The sequence below is a fragment of the Bradyrhizobium sp. SZCCHNR1017 genome (assembly GCF_032381375.1).
GTDB lineage: Bacteria > Pseudomonadota > Alphaproteobacteria > Rhizobiales > Xanthobacteraceae > Bradyrhizobium.
Genome location: NZ_JAUHIR010000008.1, coordinates 179,285 through 198,321 on the forward strand (window position 1 = coordinate 179,285; position 19,037 = coordinate 198,321).

Sequence of the window (19,037 nt, forward strand, 5' to 3'; positions counted from 1 at the left end):
TCAGAACGGCCGCTATTTGTCGCCAAACACCGATAAACAGCGAAGGAAGTCTCTGAAGAAGAACTAACAGGTACCGCGGTACACATGCGCACGGAATGTGGAATTTGGACAGCACATGGACCACGATCAGATCGAGACATCCGGCCACGTCGTGATCGTCGGTGCCGGAGTTGCCGGACTGTTCTGCGCGCTGAAGCTCGCCCCGCAGCCGGTCACGTTGATCTCCGCGACCTCATTGGGTGAGGCCTCGTTCGGTACGACGATGCAGGCCGACATCGCCGCAGCGGTGTCATCCGGCGACAGCCCCGATACCCATGCCGCCGACATGATCGCCGCGGGTGGCGGCCTGGTCGACGCGACGGCGGCGCTGGCGCTCGCGCGCGATGCCTCGGCTGCAATCGAGGACCTGGTCCGTCTCGGCGTGGCATTCGATCGTGATCACGGCGGCAGGCTGGCGACGTCTCGTGCGGCTGCGCACGCCGCGCGACGGATTCTCAGCGTTCGCGGGGACTTCACCGGACAGGCGATCATCACCGCGCTGTCGCAAGCCGTGCGCGCGACGCCCTCGATCCGCATCATCGAGGGCCATGTCGCCGACGCGCTGCTGACGGAAGACGGCGCGGTGCGTGGCCTGCAACTGCGGCCGACCGATGACGACGCAGCCGCGCCGATGCTGATCGCGGCGCCGGCAATCGTGCTGGCCACCGGCGGCATCGGCCGGCTGTTCGCGGCGACCACGAATCCGCCGCACGCCACCGGCATCGGCCTCGCCATCGCCGCCCGCGCTGGCGCGGTGATTGCCGATCCGGAGTTCGTGCAGTTTCATCCGACCGCGATGATGGCCGGTCACGATCCGGCGCCGGTTGTGAGCGAGAGTCTGCGCGGCGCCGGCGCGATCCTGATCAACCGGCGCGGCCAGCGTTTCATGCTGCCGCGCCATCCGCTGGTCGATCTTGCCCCGCGCGACACGGTGGCCCGCGGCGTCATGGCCGAGATCATCGCTGGACGCGGCGCCTTTCTCGATGCGCGCGACGTGCTCGATGACGACGTCGCCGAGCGCTATCCGATACTGCACCGGGCCTGCGTCGCCGCGGGGCTCGATCCGACCCGCCAGCCGATTCCAGTGGCGCCGGCGGCGCATTTCCACATGGGCGGGATCGCGGTCGACGCGCAGGGCCGCAGCTCGATCGAGGGGCTCTGGGCGGCAGGTGAAGTCGCCGCGACGGCAACGGATGGCGCCAACCACATCGCCGGCAACGCGCTGCTCGCGGCGCTGGTGTTCGCCCGGCGGATTGCCGACGACATCGCCGGCCGGACGTTGACCGCGCCCTCCACCCTGCAGCACGTTGCATTCGCCGATCCGGCCGGATCCTGCGCGGGCGCAGCGCAGGTGTCGCTGCGCGAGATGATGACGAGCCAGCTCGGTGTCATCCGCGACGAGGAGCGGCTCGCCGAGGCCATCGCCGCGATTGCCAGGATGGAGCGCGACGCCGGCAGCCCGAGGCTGCGCAACATGGCGAGCGCCGCGCTGCTGATCGCCACCGCGGCCTGGAGCCGGCGCGAGAGCCGCGGCGCGCATTGCCGCGCCGACTGCCCCGCGGAGAATCCGAGTTTCGCGCAGCGGACGATGACCACATTGGCCGCTGCCCGCGAGATCGCCGACGAGCTCGCGGCACGGCCGACGGCGCGGCAGTCGCGGCCGTTGAGCGCGTAGCAAGAGCTGATCCGACTGCGTCACGACGGAGCTCGGCAGTCGCGTTTTCACCGTCATTCGTGATCACCGTCATTCCGGGTTCAGGGCCTGCGGCCTTGTCCCGGAATGACGGTGCTCATGACGAAGCAGCCATCGTCGCCCAATACAGATATTACGACTCGTTGTTATTTGCTGCCTCGCCGGTATTTGGGGGCAGGCACGATGTAATTAGTGCGTGCTGTGTCGGCCGCGTGCATCCCTTGATCCGCGGGCGCTGGACGAACAAATCGGCCGTACCGTTGCGCTGGTGCTCGTAGTCATCACGCGCACGATCTGAGCGGCCCTCGCCAATGAGTTGGACGAGGCCTTTCGTCGAAGCAGATCACCGGCTGACGCTGATGCGACTCGCCGCACGGATCGAGCACATCCTCTACGCGCGCGACTAATTCGCATCGATCTGTGGGTATACGCCACATGCTCCTGCGCCATGGTTTCAGATCGTTCTCGGCCAGACGCCGCCGCACTATCTCGTGCGCCCCGGCGCCGACGGCATTTACCAGCACCAACTAAATGGCTGGACAGGTTCGCCATGATTTCGGCAAAAGAACCGCGGAACCTGTACAAATAAGAAAAAGAGATGGTCGAAATTTAGCGGTGCTCAAGTAGTAGCGCGCGTTTTGTCCGTCCTGCTGACGAGGAAATGGGGATTCACGGCTGCCAGATCGCCGATTCACCGCTTGGCATGGCCATAGATTCGGTCATCGGTCTCGCCTCCGGTTTGGAGCCGAGTCGCCGAGCAGAAAGGCGCCAAAGGGTCCAGGGAGTGTTGCGGGGCGACGCGATGGCGCGTGTCCGCAGGAGTAGTTGAGGATGAGTTCCTTATTGCGGAGTAGCGGATCGCGGATCACCGTGGGTGATGCGCAGAGCGAACGTTGGCGCCCGGCAAAGCCTGCCGCTTTGTCCATCAGCCTCGCGCATGCGACGTCTGCGCCTGATGAGGATGCGGCCACCGATCTCTCCCGGCCGTGGTGGCAAACCGCTTCAGCGGTTGACGATGCGCCGATGCCAATGGCGCCAGCAGAAGCGGACCGATCCTGGCAGATCCCTTCACTCGATCCCGTCGTGATGCCTCCACCTCCGCCCGAACGGCTCGAATTCGATTCTGTTTTCCGGCTCGGTGCCGCAGCGGCCGCGCTTGCGTGCCTCGCGTTCTTTGCGGTGCGCATCATGCAGGCTCCGAACATTGAAACAGTTACGAAGTCTGAAGCGACCGCTTCATCGTCTCCCCGAAACTTCGGGACAGCGGGGGAATCGAAATCCGATGACGGCCAAGCATCGCTGGACGCCGCGGCGCACACGATCGGACGGGCCGATTCGATCGTGGCGTCGGTCCCGATCGTCAAGCCGGCTCCGGGCGGAGGCGAGACCCCGCAGTCAATTCCGCCGAAAGCATCTCGGACCATCGCGACCAGGAGCCCTGCACCGGCGGCCGCGTCTGCGCTGACCAAGAACGAGATCAGCGAAATGCTGAAGCGCGGACGCGATCTCATCGGCGCGGGCGACGTTGCGAGTGCCCGCCTGATCCTGGCGCATGTCGCGGAAGCGGACGCCGAAGCATCACTGACGCTGGCCGGCACCTATGACCCCGCGATCTTGTCCAACCTGAAAGCCGTTGGCGTCGCGCCCGATCCGGCCAAGGCCCGCGCCTGGTACGCGAGAGCCGCCGAACTCGGGTCACTCGAGGCTCGACGGCGGCTCGAGTGACCCGAGCTTCGAAACCGGGTGATCCAGCGCGGTCTCACGCCGGTCGCTGCGCAGGAATTGCGGCGGCGCGCAGACCGCCGGATCCTGGTCGATGGTGTCGTGCGGGCGACGCGCGTCCCCGCAAAGTGTTGTGTTGCGTGATGAGGTCCATGATGGGAATGTTTGATCGTCTGTTGCAACCGGCCTTGTCGTCGGCGCCCCGTGGTCCTCGGCTGCTTGGCGCGCCGGGTTCTCCGACCGTAGCGTTGCTCCTCGTGCTTGCCGCCGTGCCAGGCCTGGCGCGTGCTGCCGAGGGCGAGATCCGGATCGGCAATACCACGCCCTACAGCGGGCCGGCGGCCGCCTACGGCAGCGTGAGCAAGGTCATCTCCGCCTATTTCCAGAAGGTGAATGACGAGGGCGGGATCAGGGGCCGCAAGATCACCTACATCTCCTATGACGACGGCTATAATCCGCAGAAGACGGTGGAGCTGACACGACGGCTGGTGGAGGAAGACAAGGTCGACGTCATCTTTGCGAGCGTTGGAACAGCGACCAGCGCGGCGGTGCGGCCTTATCTCAACGCGAACAGGATACCGCAATTGTTCGTCGGCTCCGGCGCCTCGATCTGGGATCAGCCTCGCGACTATCCTTGGACCATGGGAGCGCAACCCAGCTACCAGATTGAAGCTCATATTCACGCGCAATATCTGCTCGAGCAACATGCCGGTGGCGCGCGCATCGGTGTGCTTTATCAAGACGACGAGTTCGGCAAGGACTATCTGAAGGGTTTGAAGGACGGGCTCGGCGGCAAGCTGCCGATCGTCGCGGAAGCGGCTTACGCGGTCACCGATGCCGACATCAATCAGCAGATCGCGAAGCTGAAGACCGCCGGAGCCAACATCCTGGTCGACGTCAGCACCCCGAAATTCACGGTGCTCGCGATCCGCCGCCTCGCCGAGCTCGGCTGGAGACCCGAGCACATCATCCCCACGGTTTCGGATTCGGTTGCCACCGTGCTGCAGCCTGCAGGCCTGCAGAACGCGGAAGGACTGCTTTCCGCCACCATCCTGTACGAGGGCGGTGTGCAGGGCGGCGATCCCGGCTTCGCCGAGTGGTCCGCGTTCATGGATCGCTACGCGCCTGCAATCAGCAAGAACAACAGCTTGGGAATCGTGGGCTACGCGCTTGCCAACCTGATGGTTGCGGTCCTGCGCAATTGCGGCGACGACTTCTCCCGCGACAACATCATGAGGCAGGCGCGTTCCTTGAAGGGGACGCCAATTCCCATGTTGATTCCCGGGATCGTCGCCAATACCAGCGCCAGCGACCACGCGCCGATCGAGCAGATGCAGATGAAGCGTTTCGTCAATGGCCATTGGGAACGGTTCGGGCCTGTGCGCAGCGGAATCGACCCGGGTGCGGTCAGCGATTCCTTCAAGGCGATCTTCCGCTATGCCTCGGCCAAGCGCGATCTCGCGAGCCAGCTCAACGCCAATACGGTGAGCCTGATGACGGGCTCGTATGGCAGCACCTATTCCCAGATGGGCGCCGACGTCGCCTCGGTCCTCAATGACGGCATCAACCTGCGGGTCATGCCGGTCCTCGGCAGCGGCTCGGTTCAGGCGGTGGCCGACATCCTCATGCTCAAGGGCGTCGACGTGGGAATCGTGCGCAAGGACACGCTGTCCTATCTCGAACGCAAGGACTTCGCGAGCAACATCCGCAATCAGCTCGTCTACGTCACCAAGATGTTCAACGAGGAAATGCATGTTCTGGCGCCGCGATCGATCCGCACCATGCGGGAGCTCGACGGCAAGACCGTTGCGGTCGACCTGCCGGACGGCAGCACCTTCGTGACCGCGATCAACGTGTTCGAGCGGCTCGCGATCAAGCCGCATCTGCTCTATATCGAGCCGCGCATCGCGCTCGAAATGTTGCGCAAGGGGGAGATCGACGCGATGATTGCGGTCGACGGCAAGCCGGTGCCCTGGCTCAGCCAGATCACGGATGCCAATCTGCATCTCGTCCCGGTCGGCTACGACAAGACCTTGCGCGAGGATTACCTTCCATCCAAGCTCACCGCGGACGACTACCCCAACCTGATCTCCAATTCCGAGTCGGTGGAAACGATCGCAGCAGAGGCAATCCTGGCGTCGTATAATTGGCAGCCGGGAAGCGACCGCGATCGCCGGCTGTCGCTGCTGGTCGAGTCGCTGTTCTCACGCATGTCGCAGCTGCAGCGGCCTCCCTTCCATCCGAAATGGCAGGAGATGGCGCCGCGCGCGCCGGTCGCCGGCTGGACCAGGTTCCGGGCCGCGCAGGAATGGCTCGATGGGACGACACGGATTCCGGCGGCCACTACGGCCACCGTTAGACCGTCGAAGCCGGTCGCGGCCGCCGCACCGTCCCCGCGCATTCCTGTCACGGCAAAGCCGACGGCCGCAACGCCGCCGGACCAGGCGCGCCAGACCGAGTTGTATCGCCGCTTTCTCGAGTGGAATGCGACGCGTCGCTAGATGATTAGCGCCGCGTCCAGTTCGGATTGCTCTCGGCCTCGCTCTTGGCGGCCTCGGTGAGCTCGGCCGAAATGGCCGCGGTCTGCTGCGGCGTGCCCCAGCTCGGCGCGTCGCTGCCGTCGCCCCATTTCTTCGGCCGGTAGAAGGTGTGAACGCCGAACTTGTACATGCGCTTCATCTCGGCGACCCAGGACGGCCGCACCCAATAGGCATGATAGTGGGTCGACTTGCCCACCTCCGGCAGCCAGATCAGCCCGTCCAGCATGGCCTTCGCGATCTTCCTGGCGCGATCCCACATATCGGGCTCGCGGATCACATCCGGATTGTTGTCGCAGGCGAAGGTGAACTGGCAGGCGAAGTGGCGGTATTTGTTCTGGTAGACGACGCCGCACACCGTCGTCGGATAATAGCCGGAGAACGCCCGGTTCAGCACGACCTGCGCCACGGCCATCTGGCCGCGCACCGCCTCGCCGCGGGATTCGAAATAGACTGCTTCGGCAAGACACTTCTCGGACTTGAAGCGCGCCTTCTCGTCCGTGAGCCCCAACCGTTCGGCCGGAGTCCTGTCGCGCTGATTGTCGGCATTGACCTCGCCCTTCGGCGCGATGCTCTCGCCGCCATCGCCGGCCTTGGCAGCATCGTCGGCCGGATGTGACAGCACCGCCATCGGCTTGAGGTCCGGATCCGGCATCACGATCAGTGGCGCCTCGCCCGGCAGCCATGTCTCCATGGTGCCGGCAGCACCGCCCAGCGACGACGTGCCGAAATAGAGGTTGGACGTCTTGATGGTGAGGCCGTCATAGCTGACGGCGCCGTCCACCCGGATTTGATCGGCTGCAGGCTTCAGTTCGCCCGATGGCTGGATCTCGGACTTCGCCGCGTCGTACTGCACAAGCGGCGGCGCGCTCAGCGCCTCCTGCAATTCGGGATCGAGTGCAGAACGCTGCGGGAGCGGCTCCTGCGCCGGCGCTTCCGTCGTCTTGGCGCCGAACACCGAGGAATTCGAATCCGGTTGTGTCGATGGCGTGGGTGCGGGCTCGGAGGGCGCGGGCTCGACGGGCGCGGCCGATTCGGTCGGCTGCGCCGACGGCGTCGGGGGACGCACGACGAGACGATCGCCCTTCAGCGTGCGATCGACCTTGGGAAAATCGGAGGCCTGATAGCGCGGCGGAACCTGCAGCGCCGGATTGCGCGGCGTCGATCCGGTGATGTCGAGATCGCGCCCATCGAGGCTTGCGAGGCGGATGCTCACCGCCTGCGGCGCCGAGGTTCCGATCGGACGACCGAAACTATAGGTGGCGAGCTGAATGGAGGCCGCAGCCGAGAACACACGCTTCTGCCAGCGTTCGGCGACGCCCGGCTGGCGGGCGAGCAGAGAGGCGATGTCTTGATACCCGGTCTCTGTCGGCATCAGAGCGAAGACGCAGAGACCGAGTCCGAAGGACGCAAATCGCGCGCCCTTCGGATCGGGACGCAGAACTAACATCGATACGCTCAACGCAACGCTTACTGGATCGACCGAACGACAGTGCTTCCGTGCAATTCGATCTTCTCTCTTCGTATCGGGTTTAGGTTGCCGAGGAGTTAATCCGCGTTGCAATTGTGAAACAGGCAAGCGGGGAAGTTGCAGAGCGCCGAGTGATCGAGATGCTTGGTAAACAGCGCACCGACGAGAACGGGTGAACATTCAGTCAACAGATGCGGTGAATGAGAATCATCTGCACATCATGAGGCGGAGTGTTCCATCGGCCTGCGACGTTCGCTCTCTCCACTCGTCATTCCGGAGCGCCCCCGGAATGACGGCCGTGGTGGAGAAGAAGTGCACCTTGCGTCACGTGCGCGCCGCACCGCGACGAACCCTCACCAATGAAAAAGGCCGGCAACATGTGCCGGCCTTCATCAGGATCAGATCGGTCGCAGCAGGATCAGGCCTGGCTCGCGATCTCCTTGCCGAGCGCGGATTGCGCAGCGGCCAGGCGGGCGATCGGCACGCGGTAGGGCGAGCACGACACGTAGTTCATGCCGACCTTGTGGCAGAACGCGACCGAGGCCGGATCGCCGCCATGCTCGCCGCAGATGCCGACCTTGAGGTTGGGCCGCGTGGCGCGGCCGCGCTCGACGCCGATCTTGACCAGCTCGCCAACGCCCTCGCGGTCGATCGAGATGAACGGATCGATCTCGAGGATGCCCTTGGCGACGTAAGCGCCGAGGAAGCTGCCGGCGTCGTCGCGGCTGATACCGTAGGTCGTCTGCGTCAGATCGTTGGTGCCGAACGAGAAGAACTCGGCGGCCTCGGCGATCTGGCCGGCCATCAGGGCTGCGCGCGGCAGCTCGATCATGGTGCCGACCTGGTACTCCAGCTTGGCGCCGGTCTCGCGGATCACGGCCTGCGCCATCGCGTCGATGCGCGCCTTGACCAGGTCGAACTCGGCCTTGGTCGCGATCAGCGGCACCATCACCTCGAGGCCGACGGCCTCGCCGGTGCGCTTCTCGGCCTCGACCGCCGCCTCGAAGATCGCGCGCGCCTGCATCTCGGCGATCTCCGGATAGGCAATCGCCAGACGGCAGCCGCGGAAGCCGAGCATCGGGTTGAACTCGGAGAGCTCGCGGGCGCGATCGGCCAGGCGGCGCGGATCGGTGTTCATCGCGCGCGCGACTTCCTCGACCTCGGCCTGGGTGTGCGGCAGGAACTCGTGCAGCGGCGGATCGAGCAGACGGATCGTGACGGGAAGCCCCTTCATGATCTCGAACAGCTCGACGAAGTCGGCGCGCTGCATCGGCAGCAGCTTGGCGAGCGCGGCGCGACGCTCCTGCTCATCCTCGGAGAGAATCATCTCGCGCACAGTGCGGATGCGGGTCTCCTCGAAGAACATGTGCTCGGTGCGGCACAGGCCGATGCCCTCGGCGCCGAACTTGATCGCGGTGCGCGCATCCTCCGGCGTGTCAGCGTTGACCCGCACGCCGGTCTCGCGCACGGCGTCCGCCCAGCCCATCAGGGTGCCGAACTCGCCGGACAGCTCCGGCTCGATCATCGGCATGCGGCCGGCCAGCACCTGGCCGACGGAGCCGTCGATGGTGATCACGTCGCCGGTCTTGAAGGTGCGCCCGCCGATGCTCATCGTGCCACGGCCGTAGTCGACGCGGATGGTGCCACAGCCGGAGACGCAGGGCTTGCCCATGCCGCGCGCGACCACGGCGGCGTGCGAGGTCATGCCGCCGCGCGTGGTCAGGATGCCCTCGGCAGCATGCATGCCGTGGATGTCCTCCGGCGAAGTCTCGATGCGGACCAGGATCACCTTGCGACCGTCGGCCTGCAGCTTGGTGGCCTCGTCCGAGGAGAACACGATCTCGCCCGATGCCGCACCGGGCGAGGCCGGCAGGCCGGTCGCGACCACGTCGCGCTTGGCGGCGGGATCGATGGTCGGGTGCAGGAGCTGATCGAGCGAGGCCGGGTCGACGCGGAGCACGGCGTCGTTCTCCGAGATCAGGCCCTCATTGGCGAGTTCGACCGCGATGCGCAGCGCCGCCTTGGCGGTGCGCTTGCCGCTGCGGGTCTGCAGCATCCACAGCTTGCCGCGCTCGACCGTGAACTCCATGTCCTGCATGTCACGGTAGTGCTTCTCGAGCAGCGTGTAGATCCGCGTCAGCTCCTTGAACGCGTCGGGCATCGCGACTTCCATCGACGGCTTGTCGGAGCCGGACTCGACGCGGGCGTCCTCGGTGATGTCCTGCGGGGTGCGGATGCCGGCGACGACGTCCTCGCCCTGCGCGTTGATCAGGAACTCGCCGTAGAGCTTGCTCTCGCCGGTCGAGGGATTGCGGGTGAAGGCGACGCCGGTGGCCGAGGTGTCGCCCATGTTGCCGAACACCATGGCCTGGACGTTGACGGCGGTGCCCCAGGATTCCGGGATGTCGTGCAGCTTGCGATAGGTCACCGCGCGCGCGTTCATCCAGGATGAGAACACCGCGCCGATGGCACCCCACAGCTGGTCGTGCGGGTCCTGCGGGAAGTCCTTGCCGGTCTCGTGGGCGACGGCGTCCTTGTACTTGCCGACCAGCATCTCCCAATCCTCGGAGGAGAGGTCGGTGTCGAGCTGATAGCCCTGGGTGTCCTTGAAGCTGTCGAGGATGTCCTCGAAATGATGGTGCTCGAAGCCGAGCACGACATCCGAATACATCGTGATGAAACGGCGATAGCTGTCGAAGGCGAAGCGGCGGTCGCCGGACAGCTGTGCCAGCGCTTCCACCGTCTGGTCGTTGAGGCCGAGATTGAGCACGGTGTCCATCATGCCCGGCATCGAGGCGCGGGCGCCGGAGCGCACCGAGACCAGCAGCGGGTTCTCCGGATCGCCGAATTTCTTGCCGGTCAATTTGCCGATGTAGTCGAGCGCCTTGTCGACCTGCGACTGCAGCTCCTTCGGGTAGGTCTTGTCGTTGGCGTAGAAGTAGGTGCAGACCGAGGTCGGGATGGTGAAGCCCGGAGGCACCGGCAGGCCGAGATTGGCCATCTCGGCCAGATTGGCGCCCTTGCCGCCGAGCAGGTCGCGCAGGCCGGCCTTACCTTCGGCCTTGCCGTCACCGAAGGTGTAGACCCACTTGTTCGGCTTGATCGCGGTGACCGCGCTCTTGGCCGGGGCCCTGGCAGCCGACGCCTTCGCGGCCTTGGCGACCGGCTTGGCAGCCGTTTTGGCCGGCTTCTTCGGAGCGGTTTTCACTGGCGCTTTCGGTACAGACCTGGGCGCGACCTTGGCCGGGGCCTTGGCCACGGGCTTCGACGCCGTCTTGAGCGCCTTGCGCGGTGGAGCGAGTGCTGCGGTCTTGGCCTTGCCGGGCTTGGAAGGCTTTGATTTCGCTGTAACTTTCTTAGACTTCGCTACCGCTTTGGCCATGAGGTGCTTCGATCCGCAAATGGGAGGAGAAATCGCGCGCCTTACACCACTTTGGGCGCTGCGGCGCAAGCTCGGGGGTTCCCGACCTTGGGACTAGAACCTGGGACTAGAAGTGGAGCCACTTCAGCAGGCCCATGCCGATCAGGCCGTTCAGGATGAGGAAGATCGCGACGATCAGGTTCAAGAGGCGCGGCATGATCAGGATCAGGACGCCGGCGATCACGGACATGATCGGCGAGATATGGGCAACGGTCAGGGTCATCGACGAGCTCTGAATGATTGAAGGACGAGGCTGGGGCGATTCGATTTGGCCGGACTTTATCCTGGCCCATCGTGGCGGAATAGGAGACGCACGGCACGAGTTCCGGTTCCCCCACCGCTGGATCTGCCGCAAAAATGCCGCCGGTTCCACGTGGCGTTGCACGGAACGATGACCTGTTGCCGGCATTGGGAGCAGATGCCGGCGCGCGCCGGTCTCTCTCAGCGATCAACAGCTCAGGAGTCCCGTCCATGCGAACCCATCTCACCCTTGCTGCCCTCGTGGCCGCACTCGTGATTCCGGCGGCCGCACAGGCGCAATCCTACACCACGGGCGTCGGCCGCAGCGTCGTGGTCGAGGAGGACGCTCCAGTGATCACGGTCGAGCGACGGCCGGAGTTTCGCGAATATGTCGTCCGCGAGCGTGTTCCCAACTATGTGATCCCCGATCGCGTCGTTGTTGGCACCGTGCTGCCAGAGTCCGGTGTTACATATTACGACGTCCCGCAGCGCTTCGGTGCGACACCTTACCGTTACACCGTGGTCAACGGCGAAACTGTTCTGGTCGAACCGCGATCCCGGCGGATCATTCAGGTTGTTGAGTAGTTATAGAGCTGCATTTGGTCGCCAACGCCCCCGCAAGCGGCCAGATGTGAAAGGCCCTGCCCGGTTCCCCCCGCCGGGTGGGGCTTACTTTTTTCGCCGTCATCGCAAGCATAGCGACGCGATCCAGGGGCGACCGACGACGCCTGCTGTGAGCCAGGGCGCACTTTGCGCTCAGCCGTCTTCACCACCAGGCGATGAATGACCTTGCCCGAGGAGGCGCTGACCACATCCTCGTCGAGCAGGCTCGTATCAGCTTCAAAGAGTGCGCGGATGGTTGCGAGGTCGACCACCGCATAGAGCCGGCCGTGGGCATCGCGCTGATCGGCCTGCTCCGTCACCCGCCAGCTCAGATACAGGACGCCACCGGGCTTCGTGATCGCGCGCATCCGCCGCACCGACGGCACCACGTCGCTGCGATCGAGATGCATCAGCACGGTCTCGCACAGCACGTTGTCGAAGCTTGCATCCGCGATATTGGCGAGAGCGGGCAGTTCGGCATGCGTGAACGACGCGTTCGGATAGCGCGTGCGCGCTTCAGCCAGCAGTCCCTCCGACGCGTCGAAACCTTCCGCAGGATACCCGTTGGCATTGAGCCAGCCGACCTCGCGGCCGCTGCCGCAGCCGATGTCCGCGGTGCGGCCACCGGACACGAAGAAGCGCCTGACGATGTCGTGGAGATCGGCCGACGCCGGCTGCGCATGCCAGTCGGCCGCGAACGCCGCCGCCTCACGGTCATAGGCAGCGAGCGTCGGCCGGTCCACTCTCAGCCCTCGATCTTGGAGAAGTCCGCGACCGCGCGCGTGGCGCTGCGGATTTCGTTCAGCAGCCTGAGCCGGTTTTCGCGGATCTTTGGATCGTCGTCGTTGACCTTCACCTTGTCGAAGAAGGCATCCACCGCCGGGCGCAGCTTCGCCATCGCGCGCATCGCGGCGGCGAAGTCCTCCTTGGCGACGGCAGCGCCCGCTTCCGCCGCAACCTCGCCGATCGCCTTCGCCAGCGCCTTCTCCTCGTCGAGCCTGTACAGCGCAGCATCCGGCGCGCCGTCGAACTTGCGCTTGTCCTTCTTCTCCTCGATCGCGAGGATATTGGACGCGCGCTTGGTGCCGGCAAGCAGGTTCTTGCCGTCGTCGCTGTCGAGGAATTTTCCGAGCGCCTCGACGCGGCGCACGACCATCAAGAGATCGTCCTGGCCGCCGAGCGCGAACACGGCATCGACGAGATCGTGGCGGGCGCCCTGCTCGCGCAGCTGCACCTTGAGGCGGTCGGCGAAGAAGGAGAGGAGGTTAACGGCCCTTTCATCCAAGAAGCGCCCACCGAAAGAAACCTCACTGCGGTGTCCGCCGCTAGCAATCGCTCCAACGGTGATACCAAGTTTTTTTGAGGCCTCGTCTCGAGCCTGTATATCCCGCATGATATTGGCGAGATCTATCTTCTCAAAAAGCGGACTAACAAGAGTACCAATGGATATGCGAAGATCGCTTTCCAAGACTAGCCTGATCACGCCCAGCGCCGCACGGCGCAGCGCATACGGATCCTTCGAGCCCGTCGGCTTCTCATCGATCGCCCAGAAGCCCACCAGCGTGTCGAGCTTGTCGGCCAGCGCCACCGCGACCGCGACCTTATCCGTCGGCACGCGATCACCCGGCCCCTGCGGCTTGTAGTGCTCCTCGCAGGCAGCGGCGACAGAGGCGTCCTCGCCCTGGGCCAGCGCGTAGTACTTGCCCATCAGCCCCTGCACTTCCGGAAACTCGCCGACGACCTCGGTCAGCAGGTCGGCCTTGGCGAGCTTCGCGGCACGCGCGGTCTTCGCGACATCAGCGCCGACCAGCGGCGCGATCTCGGCGGCGAGCTTCTCGATGCGCGCGATGCGCGCGGCCTGGGTCCCGAGCTTCTCGTGGAACACGATCTGCTCGAACTTCGGCAGCCGGTCCTCGAGCTTCGTCTTCAGGTCCGTCTCGTAGAAGAACTTCGCGTCCGACAGCCGCGCGCGGATGACGCGCTCGTTGCCGGCAATGATCGTCTTGCCGCTGTCGGTGGCCTCGATGTTGGCGGTCAGGATGAATTTCGGCGCCAGACCTCCCGTCTTGGGGTCGCGCACCACGAAGCATTTCTGGTTGTTGCGGATGGTGGCGCGGATCACCTCGCCGGGCACCTTGAGGTAGTCCGGATCGAACGAGCCCATCAGCACGACAGGCCATTCGACCAGGCCCGCGACCTCGTCGAGCAGCACGGGGTCCTCGACCAGCTCGAACCCTTGCGCGAACGCAAGCTGCTTGGCGTCGGTGACGATGGTGTCCTTGCGGCGGTCAGGATCGAGCACGACCTTGGCGTCGAGCAGCTTGGCCTCATAGTCCTCGAAGCGGCGCACCGAAATCGGCGACGGCGACATGAAGCGGTGGCCGAATGTTGTCTGGCCCGCCTCGATACCGTCGACGGCGAAGCTGACGACGTCCGGCTCCTCGGTCTCCAGGCCGAACGTGGCAGTGATCGCGTGCAGCGGCCGCACCCAGTTGAGCGCGCCCGGTCGCTCCGAGCGCTTGCCCCAGCGCATCGATTTCGGCCAGGGGAAGGTCCTGACGATCACCGGCAGCATCTCGGCGAGCACGTCGAGCGTGGCGCGGCCGGGCTTCTCGATCAGCGCGACGTAGAAGTCGCCCTTCTTCGGATCGCGCTGGATCGTGGCCTCCTCGATCGAGGACAGGCCGGTGGCCTTGAGGAAGCCTTGGATCGCGGCATCGGCGCCGCCGACGCGCGGACCCTTGCGCTCCTCCTTCAGGTCGGCCTGCCGCGCCGGGATGCCGTGCACGGTCAGCGCCAGCCGCCGCGGCGTCGCGAACGCCTTGGCCCCCTCATAGACGAGGCCCTCGGCGACGAGCTTGTCGGTCACCATGCGGCGCAGATCATCGGCCGCCTTGGCCTGCATGCGCGCGGGAATTTCTTCGGAGAACAGTTCGAGGAGAAGATCAGGCATGTCTCAGGTCTCTCTGCACGAAGAACCACCCTCCCCTGGAGGGGGGAGGGTCGCCTGCCAAGGGCAGGCGGGGTGGGGTGACCGCGATCTCCGTGTGATTGGCTTCGAGCACCGCCTCAGTCCTGGTCATAACGTCGTTGTTCCAAAATCGCAAAACGCGAAAGCCTTCCGAGTTGAGCCAGCGCGTCCGGGCCTCGTCGCGCTGGATGTTCGCATCCTCTCCGTGCTGCGAGCCGTCCACCTCGATGATGAGGCGACGGGCCAGGCAGGCAAAATCAGCAATATAGGGACCAATGACGACCTGTCGTCTGAAGTGAGTCCCTTCGATCTCAAGGCGCCGCAGGTGACGCCACAGAATGTCTTCGGCCGCCGTCGTGTTTTCGCGCAGCCGTTTCGCGGTTCGGCGTTTGAAGTCGCTGATCGGCCGTTTGCCCATCTGGCACCTTCACCCCACCCCGCTCGCTTCGCGAGCGCCCCTCCCCCTCCAGAGGAGGATGATCATGTCATCCAGCCACGAGCACAGGGCCCACCCTCCCCTGGAGGGGGAGGGTCGATTGCTCATGCGCAAGCATGAGCAATCGGGGTGGGGTGACAGTCTATCCATCATCAACAGTGCCCGAGCCGAGAGATCACCCCACCCCGGCACGCATCTCGCTTCGCTCGATCGCGTGCCGACCCTCCCCCTCCAGGGGAGGGTGAAGGGTCGGCCTTCGCGCTCAACCGGCTGACGCCAGCCCCGCCCCGCCCGCTTCCGTATGCAGCCAGGCCTCGCCGCAGGCCTTGGCGAGTTCGCGGACGCGCAGGATGTAGCTCTGGCGCTCGGTGACCGAGATGACGCCGCGGGCGTCGAGCAGGTTGAAGACGTGGCTGGCCTTGATGCACTGGTCGTAGGCCGGCAACGCCATCTGATGCTCCCGGCGGTTACCCAGCTTTGCATTTTCTTGCCAGCCTGCGGCGAGATATTTGCGGCACGCGCCCTCGGCCATCTTGAACTGCTCGAACAGCATGTCGGTGTCGGCATGCTCGAAATTGTGCCGCGAATATTCCTGCTCGGCCTGCAGGAAGACGTCGCCATAGGTGACCTTGGCGTCGCCGTCGCGGCCGTTGAAGTTGAGGTCATAGACGCGGTCGACGCCCTGGACGTACATCGCCAGGCGCTCGAGGCCGTAGGTGAGCTCGCCCGCGACCGGCGCGCATTCGAAGCCCGCGACCTGCTGGAAATACGTGAACTGCGACACCTCCATGCCGTCGCACCAGCACTCCCAGCCGAGCCCCCACGCGCCCAGCGTCGGGCTCTCCCAATCGTCCTCGACGAAACGGATGTCGTGCACGGCGGCGTCGATGCCGATCGCGCCGAGCGACTTCAGGTACAGCTCCTGAAGGTTCGGCGGCGATGGCTTCATGATCACCTGGAACTGGTAGTAGTGCTGCATCCGGTTGGGGTTCTCGCCGTAGCGGCCGTCCTTCGGCCGCCGCGACGGCTGCACGTAGGCGGCATTCCACGGTTTCGGCCCGAGCGCGCGCAAGGTCGTCGCCGGGTGGAAGGTGCCGGCGCCCATCTCCATGTCGTAGGGCTGCAGGATCACGCAGCCCTGCTCGGCCCAGAACCGTTGCAGGGCCAGGATGAAGCCCTGGAACGAACGTTCGGGGCGCATGTGCGGAGGCAGCGAGTCCATCGTCGGTATCGGTCTTTCGCAGGCGTCAGAAAAGCGCGCGGACCGTATCGGCGGGGACATCAGGAATCAAGGCAATAGGGTCTCCGAACGGCGGCGACGTGCCGTCGTTCGAAGATCAGCGGCTCGCGTCAGCCCGGCCGGTAGGCGCCCGTGACGGGATCGCGGCGCAGAGTCTTGATCTCGGCGGCCTGTGCGGCCTCGGCGACGCGCGACAGCCGCGCCTCTTCGAGCTCGCGGTTGATCTTCTGCGCAGCCTTGTAGGCCCAGCGAACCACGGCAAGCCCGCCCAGCATACCCGCGAAAGCAACGAACGGCGGCATTGGTCGATCCTCGTTCATGAACAGAGCCACCCCGAATCCCATTGTCGCCGATCCCGGTTCCCCCCGCAATCCGGATTGCGAGGGGCGAAATGGCGCGCCCCCAGTCTAGAACCCAAAGCGGGCCCAGATCGCCCGGGTTTCGGCCGCGGAGATCACCTCCTCGGCCAGCCCCGTCCAGCCGAATCCCAGGCTGCCGGCGCCCGCGGCGCGGCGGCCGAGCAGACCTGACAACAGGCCGGACGCCGGCGCCACGACAGGCGTTGCGACCTTGTCGCCGAAGCGGGTGCGCAGCACCGCGCGCAGGTCGCCGATGGCGTCCGCCAGCCCCAGCGTGACGGCGCTGTCGCCGGCCCAGTACTCGCCGGTGAACAGCACATCGTCGGCGCCCTTCAGCCGGGTCGCGCGGCTCTCCTTGACCAGCGAGATGAACAGCGCGTGGATCTCGCGCTGGATCTTCTTCAGCCGCGCCACGTCGTCGGGATTCTCCGGCAGGAACGGATCGAGCATCGCCTTGTGCTCGCCGGCCGTATACAGCCGGCGCTCGATGCCGATCTTCTTGATCAGGTCCTGCAGCCCGAACGAGCCGCCGACCACGCCGATCGAACCGAGGATCGAGGACGGATCGCAGAAGATCTCGTCGCCGGCGCAGGCGATCATGTAGCCGCCGGAGGCCGCGACATCCTCGACGAACACGAGCACCGGCAGCTTCTTCTCCGCCGCGAGCTGACGGATGCGCAAGTAGATCTGGCGCGACTGCACCGGCGAGCCGCCGGGCGAATTGATCACCAGCGCCACCGCCTTGGCGTTGCGCATGGAGAAGGCGCGCTCCAGCACCTTGGCGACGCCCGCAAGCGTCAGGCCCGGCCGCAGCGGCGTCACCGCGCCGATCACGCCGGACAGGCGGACGACCGGTACCACCGGTACGCCGCGCAGCCGCGCCGGAAGCAGCGCCTTCAGCCGATCGAAGAGCCCGGCTGCATCGCTGGGTTGTGTCAAATTGTCCACCATCCTGTTACCTCGGATTAACCACTTTTTATCGCGCCGCTGCCATTCAAAGGGCTGGAACGAGCCTTGCAATCTCCTGGGCAATCGCACGGCGAGCCAAGGTGCAGAGTGCGGCGGAGGAATACATGAAGGTCTACCTGTTGATGCTGCTGATCGGTACTCTATTGACTGCGATCCGTTTCACGACGGTAACCGAACGCCAGTCCGAAGCTCAGACGCAATAACGCCCGACCACGATCAACCGTTCAGGGGGTGCTCAAGGCCAGCGCCCCCTGCCCCGACAGCACCCGCACGGCCTCGTCATTCGGCACGCCTGCCGCCTCATTCAGCACCACTCCGGCGAGAAGCTGGGTCGGCGCCCGCCCTCCCTTAACGGCCCTGACCAGGATACGGATCGCCGGCTTGCCCGCCTGGCCGTGAACCGGTTGAACGGCAAGACTGCCGAAGCCGCGCGCCAGCGCCGCGACAACCCCGCTCAAACCATCGGCCCGCCAGATCAAGGTCAGCACGCCACCGGATTTCAGCATCCGCCGCGCGGCATGCGTCCAGATCTCCAACGTCGTCGCCGTTGCCATGTGCGCGGTCGCGCGCGCGGCCTCGGGCGAGGCACGGTGACGCGCGGCATCGTGGAACGGCGGATTCATCAGCACGACGTCGACACTGTCGGGCCCGAGCCCTGCGGCCGCGAAAGCGGCCGCGTCCGCGGCGACGTCCAGCACCACGACCTCCGCGGGCAAGGCATTGGCGCGTGCGTTGTCGCGCGCGAGGCGCGCCAGATCCGGCTCGCGCTCGACCAGCGTCAAGCCGAGACCGCCCACGCGCCGGGCCAAGGCCAGCCCGGCCGTCCCCACGCCGGCACCGAGATCGACCACCCGCTCGCCCGAACGCGCGGCCGTCGCCGCCGCCAGCAGGATTGCGTCGTGGCCGGCGCGATGGCCCGTCGTGGGCTGCCGCAGCCGCAATTGGCCGCCGAGCACGGCGTCCTCGGAGATGTCGACAGCGTCACTCATCAGGGCGCAGCTCATGCGCCAGCCCGGCGTCGGTGAGAAGCCGCCGGGCCTGGAGATTGTCGTCCTCATGCACGAGGATCCGGCGCGGCAGGATGCCGAGCGAGCCCTCGATGATGCTCATGTTCTGATCGAGGACGAGGTGATGGATGTCGGCGCCATCGAGCAGCGCCCCGATCGCCGAAACCAGCACGATATCATTGGTCCGAACCAATTCCTTCAATCGTTATGTCTCCATGCGGGCTTGGGTCAAGAAGGGCTTCGGTCAACCAGGCTTGGGTCAAGGTTCCGTGTCTGCCCTTGCCGCCTGCGGCCGCAGTTTCTATTGTCGTTTCGAGCATAGCAAAATC

The 19,037-nt window shown here is 65.5% G+C and carries 15 protein-coding genes; 4 read left to right on the forward strand and 11 right to left on the reverse strand.

Translation table 11 applies throughout. From position 1 onward, the window contains the following. Positions 1 to 115 precede the first annotated feature (115 nt). The 3 genes from QW863_RS20950 to QW863_RS20965 all read left to right on the forward strand — a co-directional run bounded on the left by QW863_RS20950 (position 116) and on the right by QW863_RS20965 (position 5,955). Entirely contained in the window at positions 116 to 1,714 is a 1,599-nt protein-coding gene (locus QW863_RS20950; RefSeq protein ID WP_315717228.1) for an L-aspartate oxidase, read from the forward strand. Between the two features lie 849 nt (positions 1,715 to 2,563). Then, complete coding sequence (locus QW863_RS20960) at positions 2,564 to 3,457, forward strand: hypothetical protein (protein ID WP_315717229.1); 894 nt, start codon at positions 2,564 to 2,566, stop codon at positions 3,455 to 3,457. Between the two features lie 152 nt (positions 3,458 to 3,609). Next, positions 3,610 to 5,955 carry an ABC transporter substrate-binding protein gene (locus tag QW863_RS20965; RefSeq protein ID WP_315717368.1) on the forward strand — a complete coding sequence of 782 codons (2,346 nt, stop codon included), beginning with the start codon at positions 3,610 to 3,612 and terminating at the stop codon, positions 5,953 to 5,955. Positions 5,956 to 5,959: 4 nt separating this feature from the next. On the opposite strand, the gene QW863_RS20970 is transcribed toward QW863_RS20965, so the two are convergent. From QW863_RS20970 to QW863_RS20980, 3 genes are all read right to left on the reverse strand, one after another. Further along, positions 5,960 to 7,441: a cell wall hydrolase gene (locus tag QW863_RS20970; protein ID WP_315717230.1), complete on the reverse strand. Its 1,482-nt coding sequence runs from the start codon at positions 7,439 to 7,441 to the stop codon at positions 5,960 to 5,962. 439 nt (positions 7,442 to 7,880) lie between these two features. After that, complete coding sequence (gene ppdK / locus QW863_RS20975; RefSeq protein ID WP_315717231.1) at positions 7,881 to 10,844, reverse strand: pyruvate, phosphate dikinase; 2,964 nt, start codon at positions 10,842 to 10,844, stop codon at positions 7,881 to 7,883. Between the two features lie 106 nt (positions 10,845 to 10,950). Next, positions 10,951 to 11,106: a DUF3096 domain-containing protein gene (locus QW863_RS20980; protein ID WP_012042558.1), complete on the reverse strand. Its 156-nt coding sequence runs from the start codon at positions 11,104 to 11,106 to the stop codon at positions 10,951 to 10,953. A 248-nt stretch (positions 11,107 to 11,354) separates the two neighbouring features. Here QW863_RS20980 and QW863_RS20985 point away from each other — a divergent pair, with 248 nt between their 5' ends. After that, entirely contained in the window at positions 11,355 to 11,708 is a 354-nt protein-coding gene (locus QW863_RS20985; RefSeq protein WP_315717233.1) for a DUF1236 domain-containing protein, read from the forward strand. Here the strand turns inward: QW863_RS20985 and QW863_RS20990 are convergent. The 8 genes from QW863_RS20990 to QW863_RS21025 all read right to left on the reverse strand — a co-directional run bounded on the left by QW863_RS20990 (position 11,693) and on the right by QW863_RS21025 (position 18,910). Then, on the reverse strand, positions 11,693 to 12,469 hold the full coding sequence (locus tag QW863_RS20990; RefSeq protein ID WP_315717234.1) for a class I SAM-dependent methyltransferase: 777 nt from the start codon (positions 12,467 to 12,469) through the stop codon (positions 11,693 to 11,695). The genes QW863_RS20985 and QW863_RS20990 overlap by 16 nt on opposite strands. Before the next feature lie 2 nt (positions 12,470 to 12,471). After that, positions 12,472 to 14,679, reverse strand: a complete 2,208-nt coding sequence (gene glyS / locus QW863_RS20995; RefSeq protein WP_315717235.1) for a glycine--tRNA ligase subunit beta — start codon at positions 14,677 to 14,679, stop codon at positions 12,472 to 12,474. Continuing rightward, positions 14,672 to 15,115, reverse strand: coding sequence for an endonuclease domain-containing protein (locus QW863_RS21000; protein ID WP_315717236.1), 444 nt, complete (start codon positions 15,113 to 15,115; stop codon positions 14,672 to 14,674). Before QW863_RS21000 ends, glyS begins: the two co-directional genes overlap by 8 nt. A gap of 280 nt (positions 15,116 to 15,395) precedes the next feature. Continuing rightward, positions 15,396 to 16,355, reverse strand: a complete 960-nt coding sequence (locus tag QW863_RS21005) for a glycine--tRNA ligase subunit alpha (protein WP_315717237.1) — start codon at positions 16,353 to 16,355, stop codon at positions 15,396 to 15,398. A 128-nt stretch (positions 16,356 to 16,483) separates the two neighbouring features. Then, on the reverse strand, positions 16,484 to 16,675 hold the full coding sequence (locus QW863_RS21010) for a hypothetical protein (RefSeq protein WP_315717238.1): 192 nt from the start codon (positions 16,673 to 16,675) through the stop codon (positions 16,484 to 16,486). Positions 16,676 to 16,780: 105 nt separating this feature from the next. Continuing rightward, positions 16,781 to 17,683 (reverse strand): S49 family peptidase, encoded by a 903-nt coding sequence (locus tag QW863_RS21015; protein WP_315717239.1) that lies wholly within the window; start codon positions 17,681 to 17,683, stop codon positions 16,781 to 16,783. Between the two features lie 242 nt (positions 17,684 to 17,925). Continuing rightward, on the reverse strand, positions 17,926 to 18,690 hold the full coding sequence (locus QW863_RS21020) for a tRNA1(Val) (adenine(37)-N6)-methyltransferase (RefSeq protein ID WP_315717240.1): 765 nt from the start codon (positions 18,688 to 18,690) through the stop codon (positions 17,926 to 17,928). Then, on the reverse strand, positions 18,683 to 18,910 hold the full coding sequence (locus QW863_RS21025) for a DUF2007 domain-containing protein (protein ID WP_006613556.1): 228 nt from the start codon (positions 18,908 to 18,910) through the stop codon (positions 18,683 to 18,685). Before QW863_RS21025 ends, QW863_RS21020 begins: the two co-directional genes overlap by 8 nt. Positions 18,911 to 19,037 lie beyond the last annotated feature (127 nt).

Excerpts from the sequence above, each read along its gene's own strand:
- QW863_RS20960 (WP_315717229.1), top strand. The coding sequence starts at position 2,564 with ATGAGTTCCTTATTGCGGAGTAGCGGATCGCGGATCACCGTGGGTGAT.
- QW863_RS20950 (WP_315717228.1), top strand. The coding sequence starts at position 116 with ATGGACCACGATCAGATCGAGACATCCGGCCACGTCGTGATCGTCGGT.
- QW863_RS21020 (WP_315717240.1), bottom strand. The coding sequence starts at position 18,690 with ATGAGTGACGCTGTCGACATCTCCGAGGACGCCGTGCTCGGCGGCCAA.
- QW863_RS20985 (WP_315717233.1), top strand. The coding sequence starts at position 11,355 with ATGCGAACCCATCTCACCCTTGCTGCCCTCGTGGCCGCACTCGTGATT.
- QW863_RS20970 (WP_315717230.1), bottom strand. The coding sequence starts at position 7,441 with ATGTTAGTTCTGCGTCCCGATCCGAAGGGCGCGCGATTTGCGTCCTTC.
- glyS (WP_315717235.1), bottom strand. The coding sequence starts at position 14,679 with ATGCCTGATCTTCTCCTCGAACTGTTCTCCGAAGAAATTCCCGCGCGC.
- QW863_RS21010 (WP_315717238.1), bottom strand. The coding sequence starts at position 16,675 with ATGCCGCCGTTCGTTGCTTTCGCGGGTATGCTGGGCGGGCTTGCCGTG.
- QW863_RS21015 (WP_315717239.1), bottom strand. The coding sequence starts at position 17,683 with ATGGTGGACAATTTGACACAACCCAGCGATGCAGCCGGGCTCTTCGAT.
- QW863_RS21005 (WP_315717237.1), bottom strand. The coding sequence starts at position 16,355 with ATGGACTCGCTGCCTCCGCACATGCGCCCCGAACGTTCGTTCCAGGGC.
- QW863_RS21000 (WP_315717236.1), bottom strand. The coding sequence starts at position 15,115 with ATGGGCAAACGGCCGATCAGCGACTTCAAACGCCGAACCGCGAAACGG.
- ppdK (WP_315717231.1), bottom strand. The coding sequence starts at position 10,844 with ATGGCCAAAGCGGTAGCGAAGTCTAAGAAAGTTACAGCGAAATCAAAG.
- QW863_RS20965 (WP_315717368.1), top strand. The coding sequence starts at position 3,610 with ATGGGAATGTTTGATCGTCTGTTGCAACCGGCCTTGTCGTCGGCGCCC.
- QW863_RS20980 (WP_012042558.1), bottom strand. The coding sequence starts at position 11,106 with ATGACCCTGACCGTTGCCCATATCTCGCCGATCATGTCCGTGATCGCC.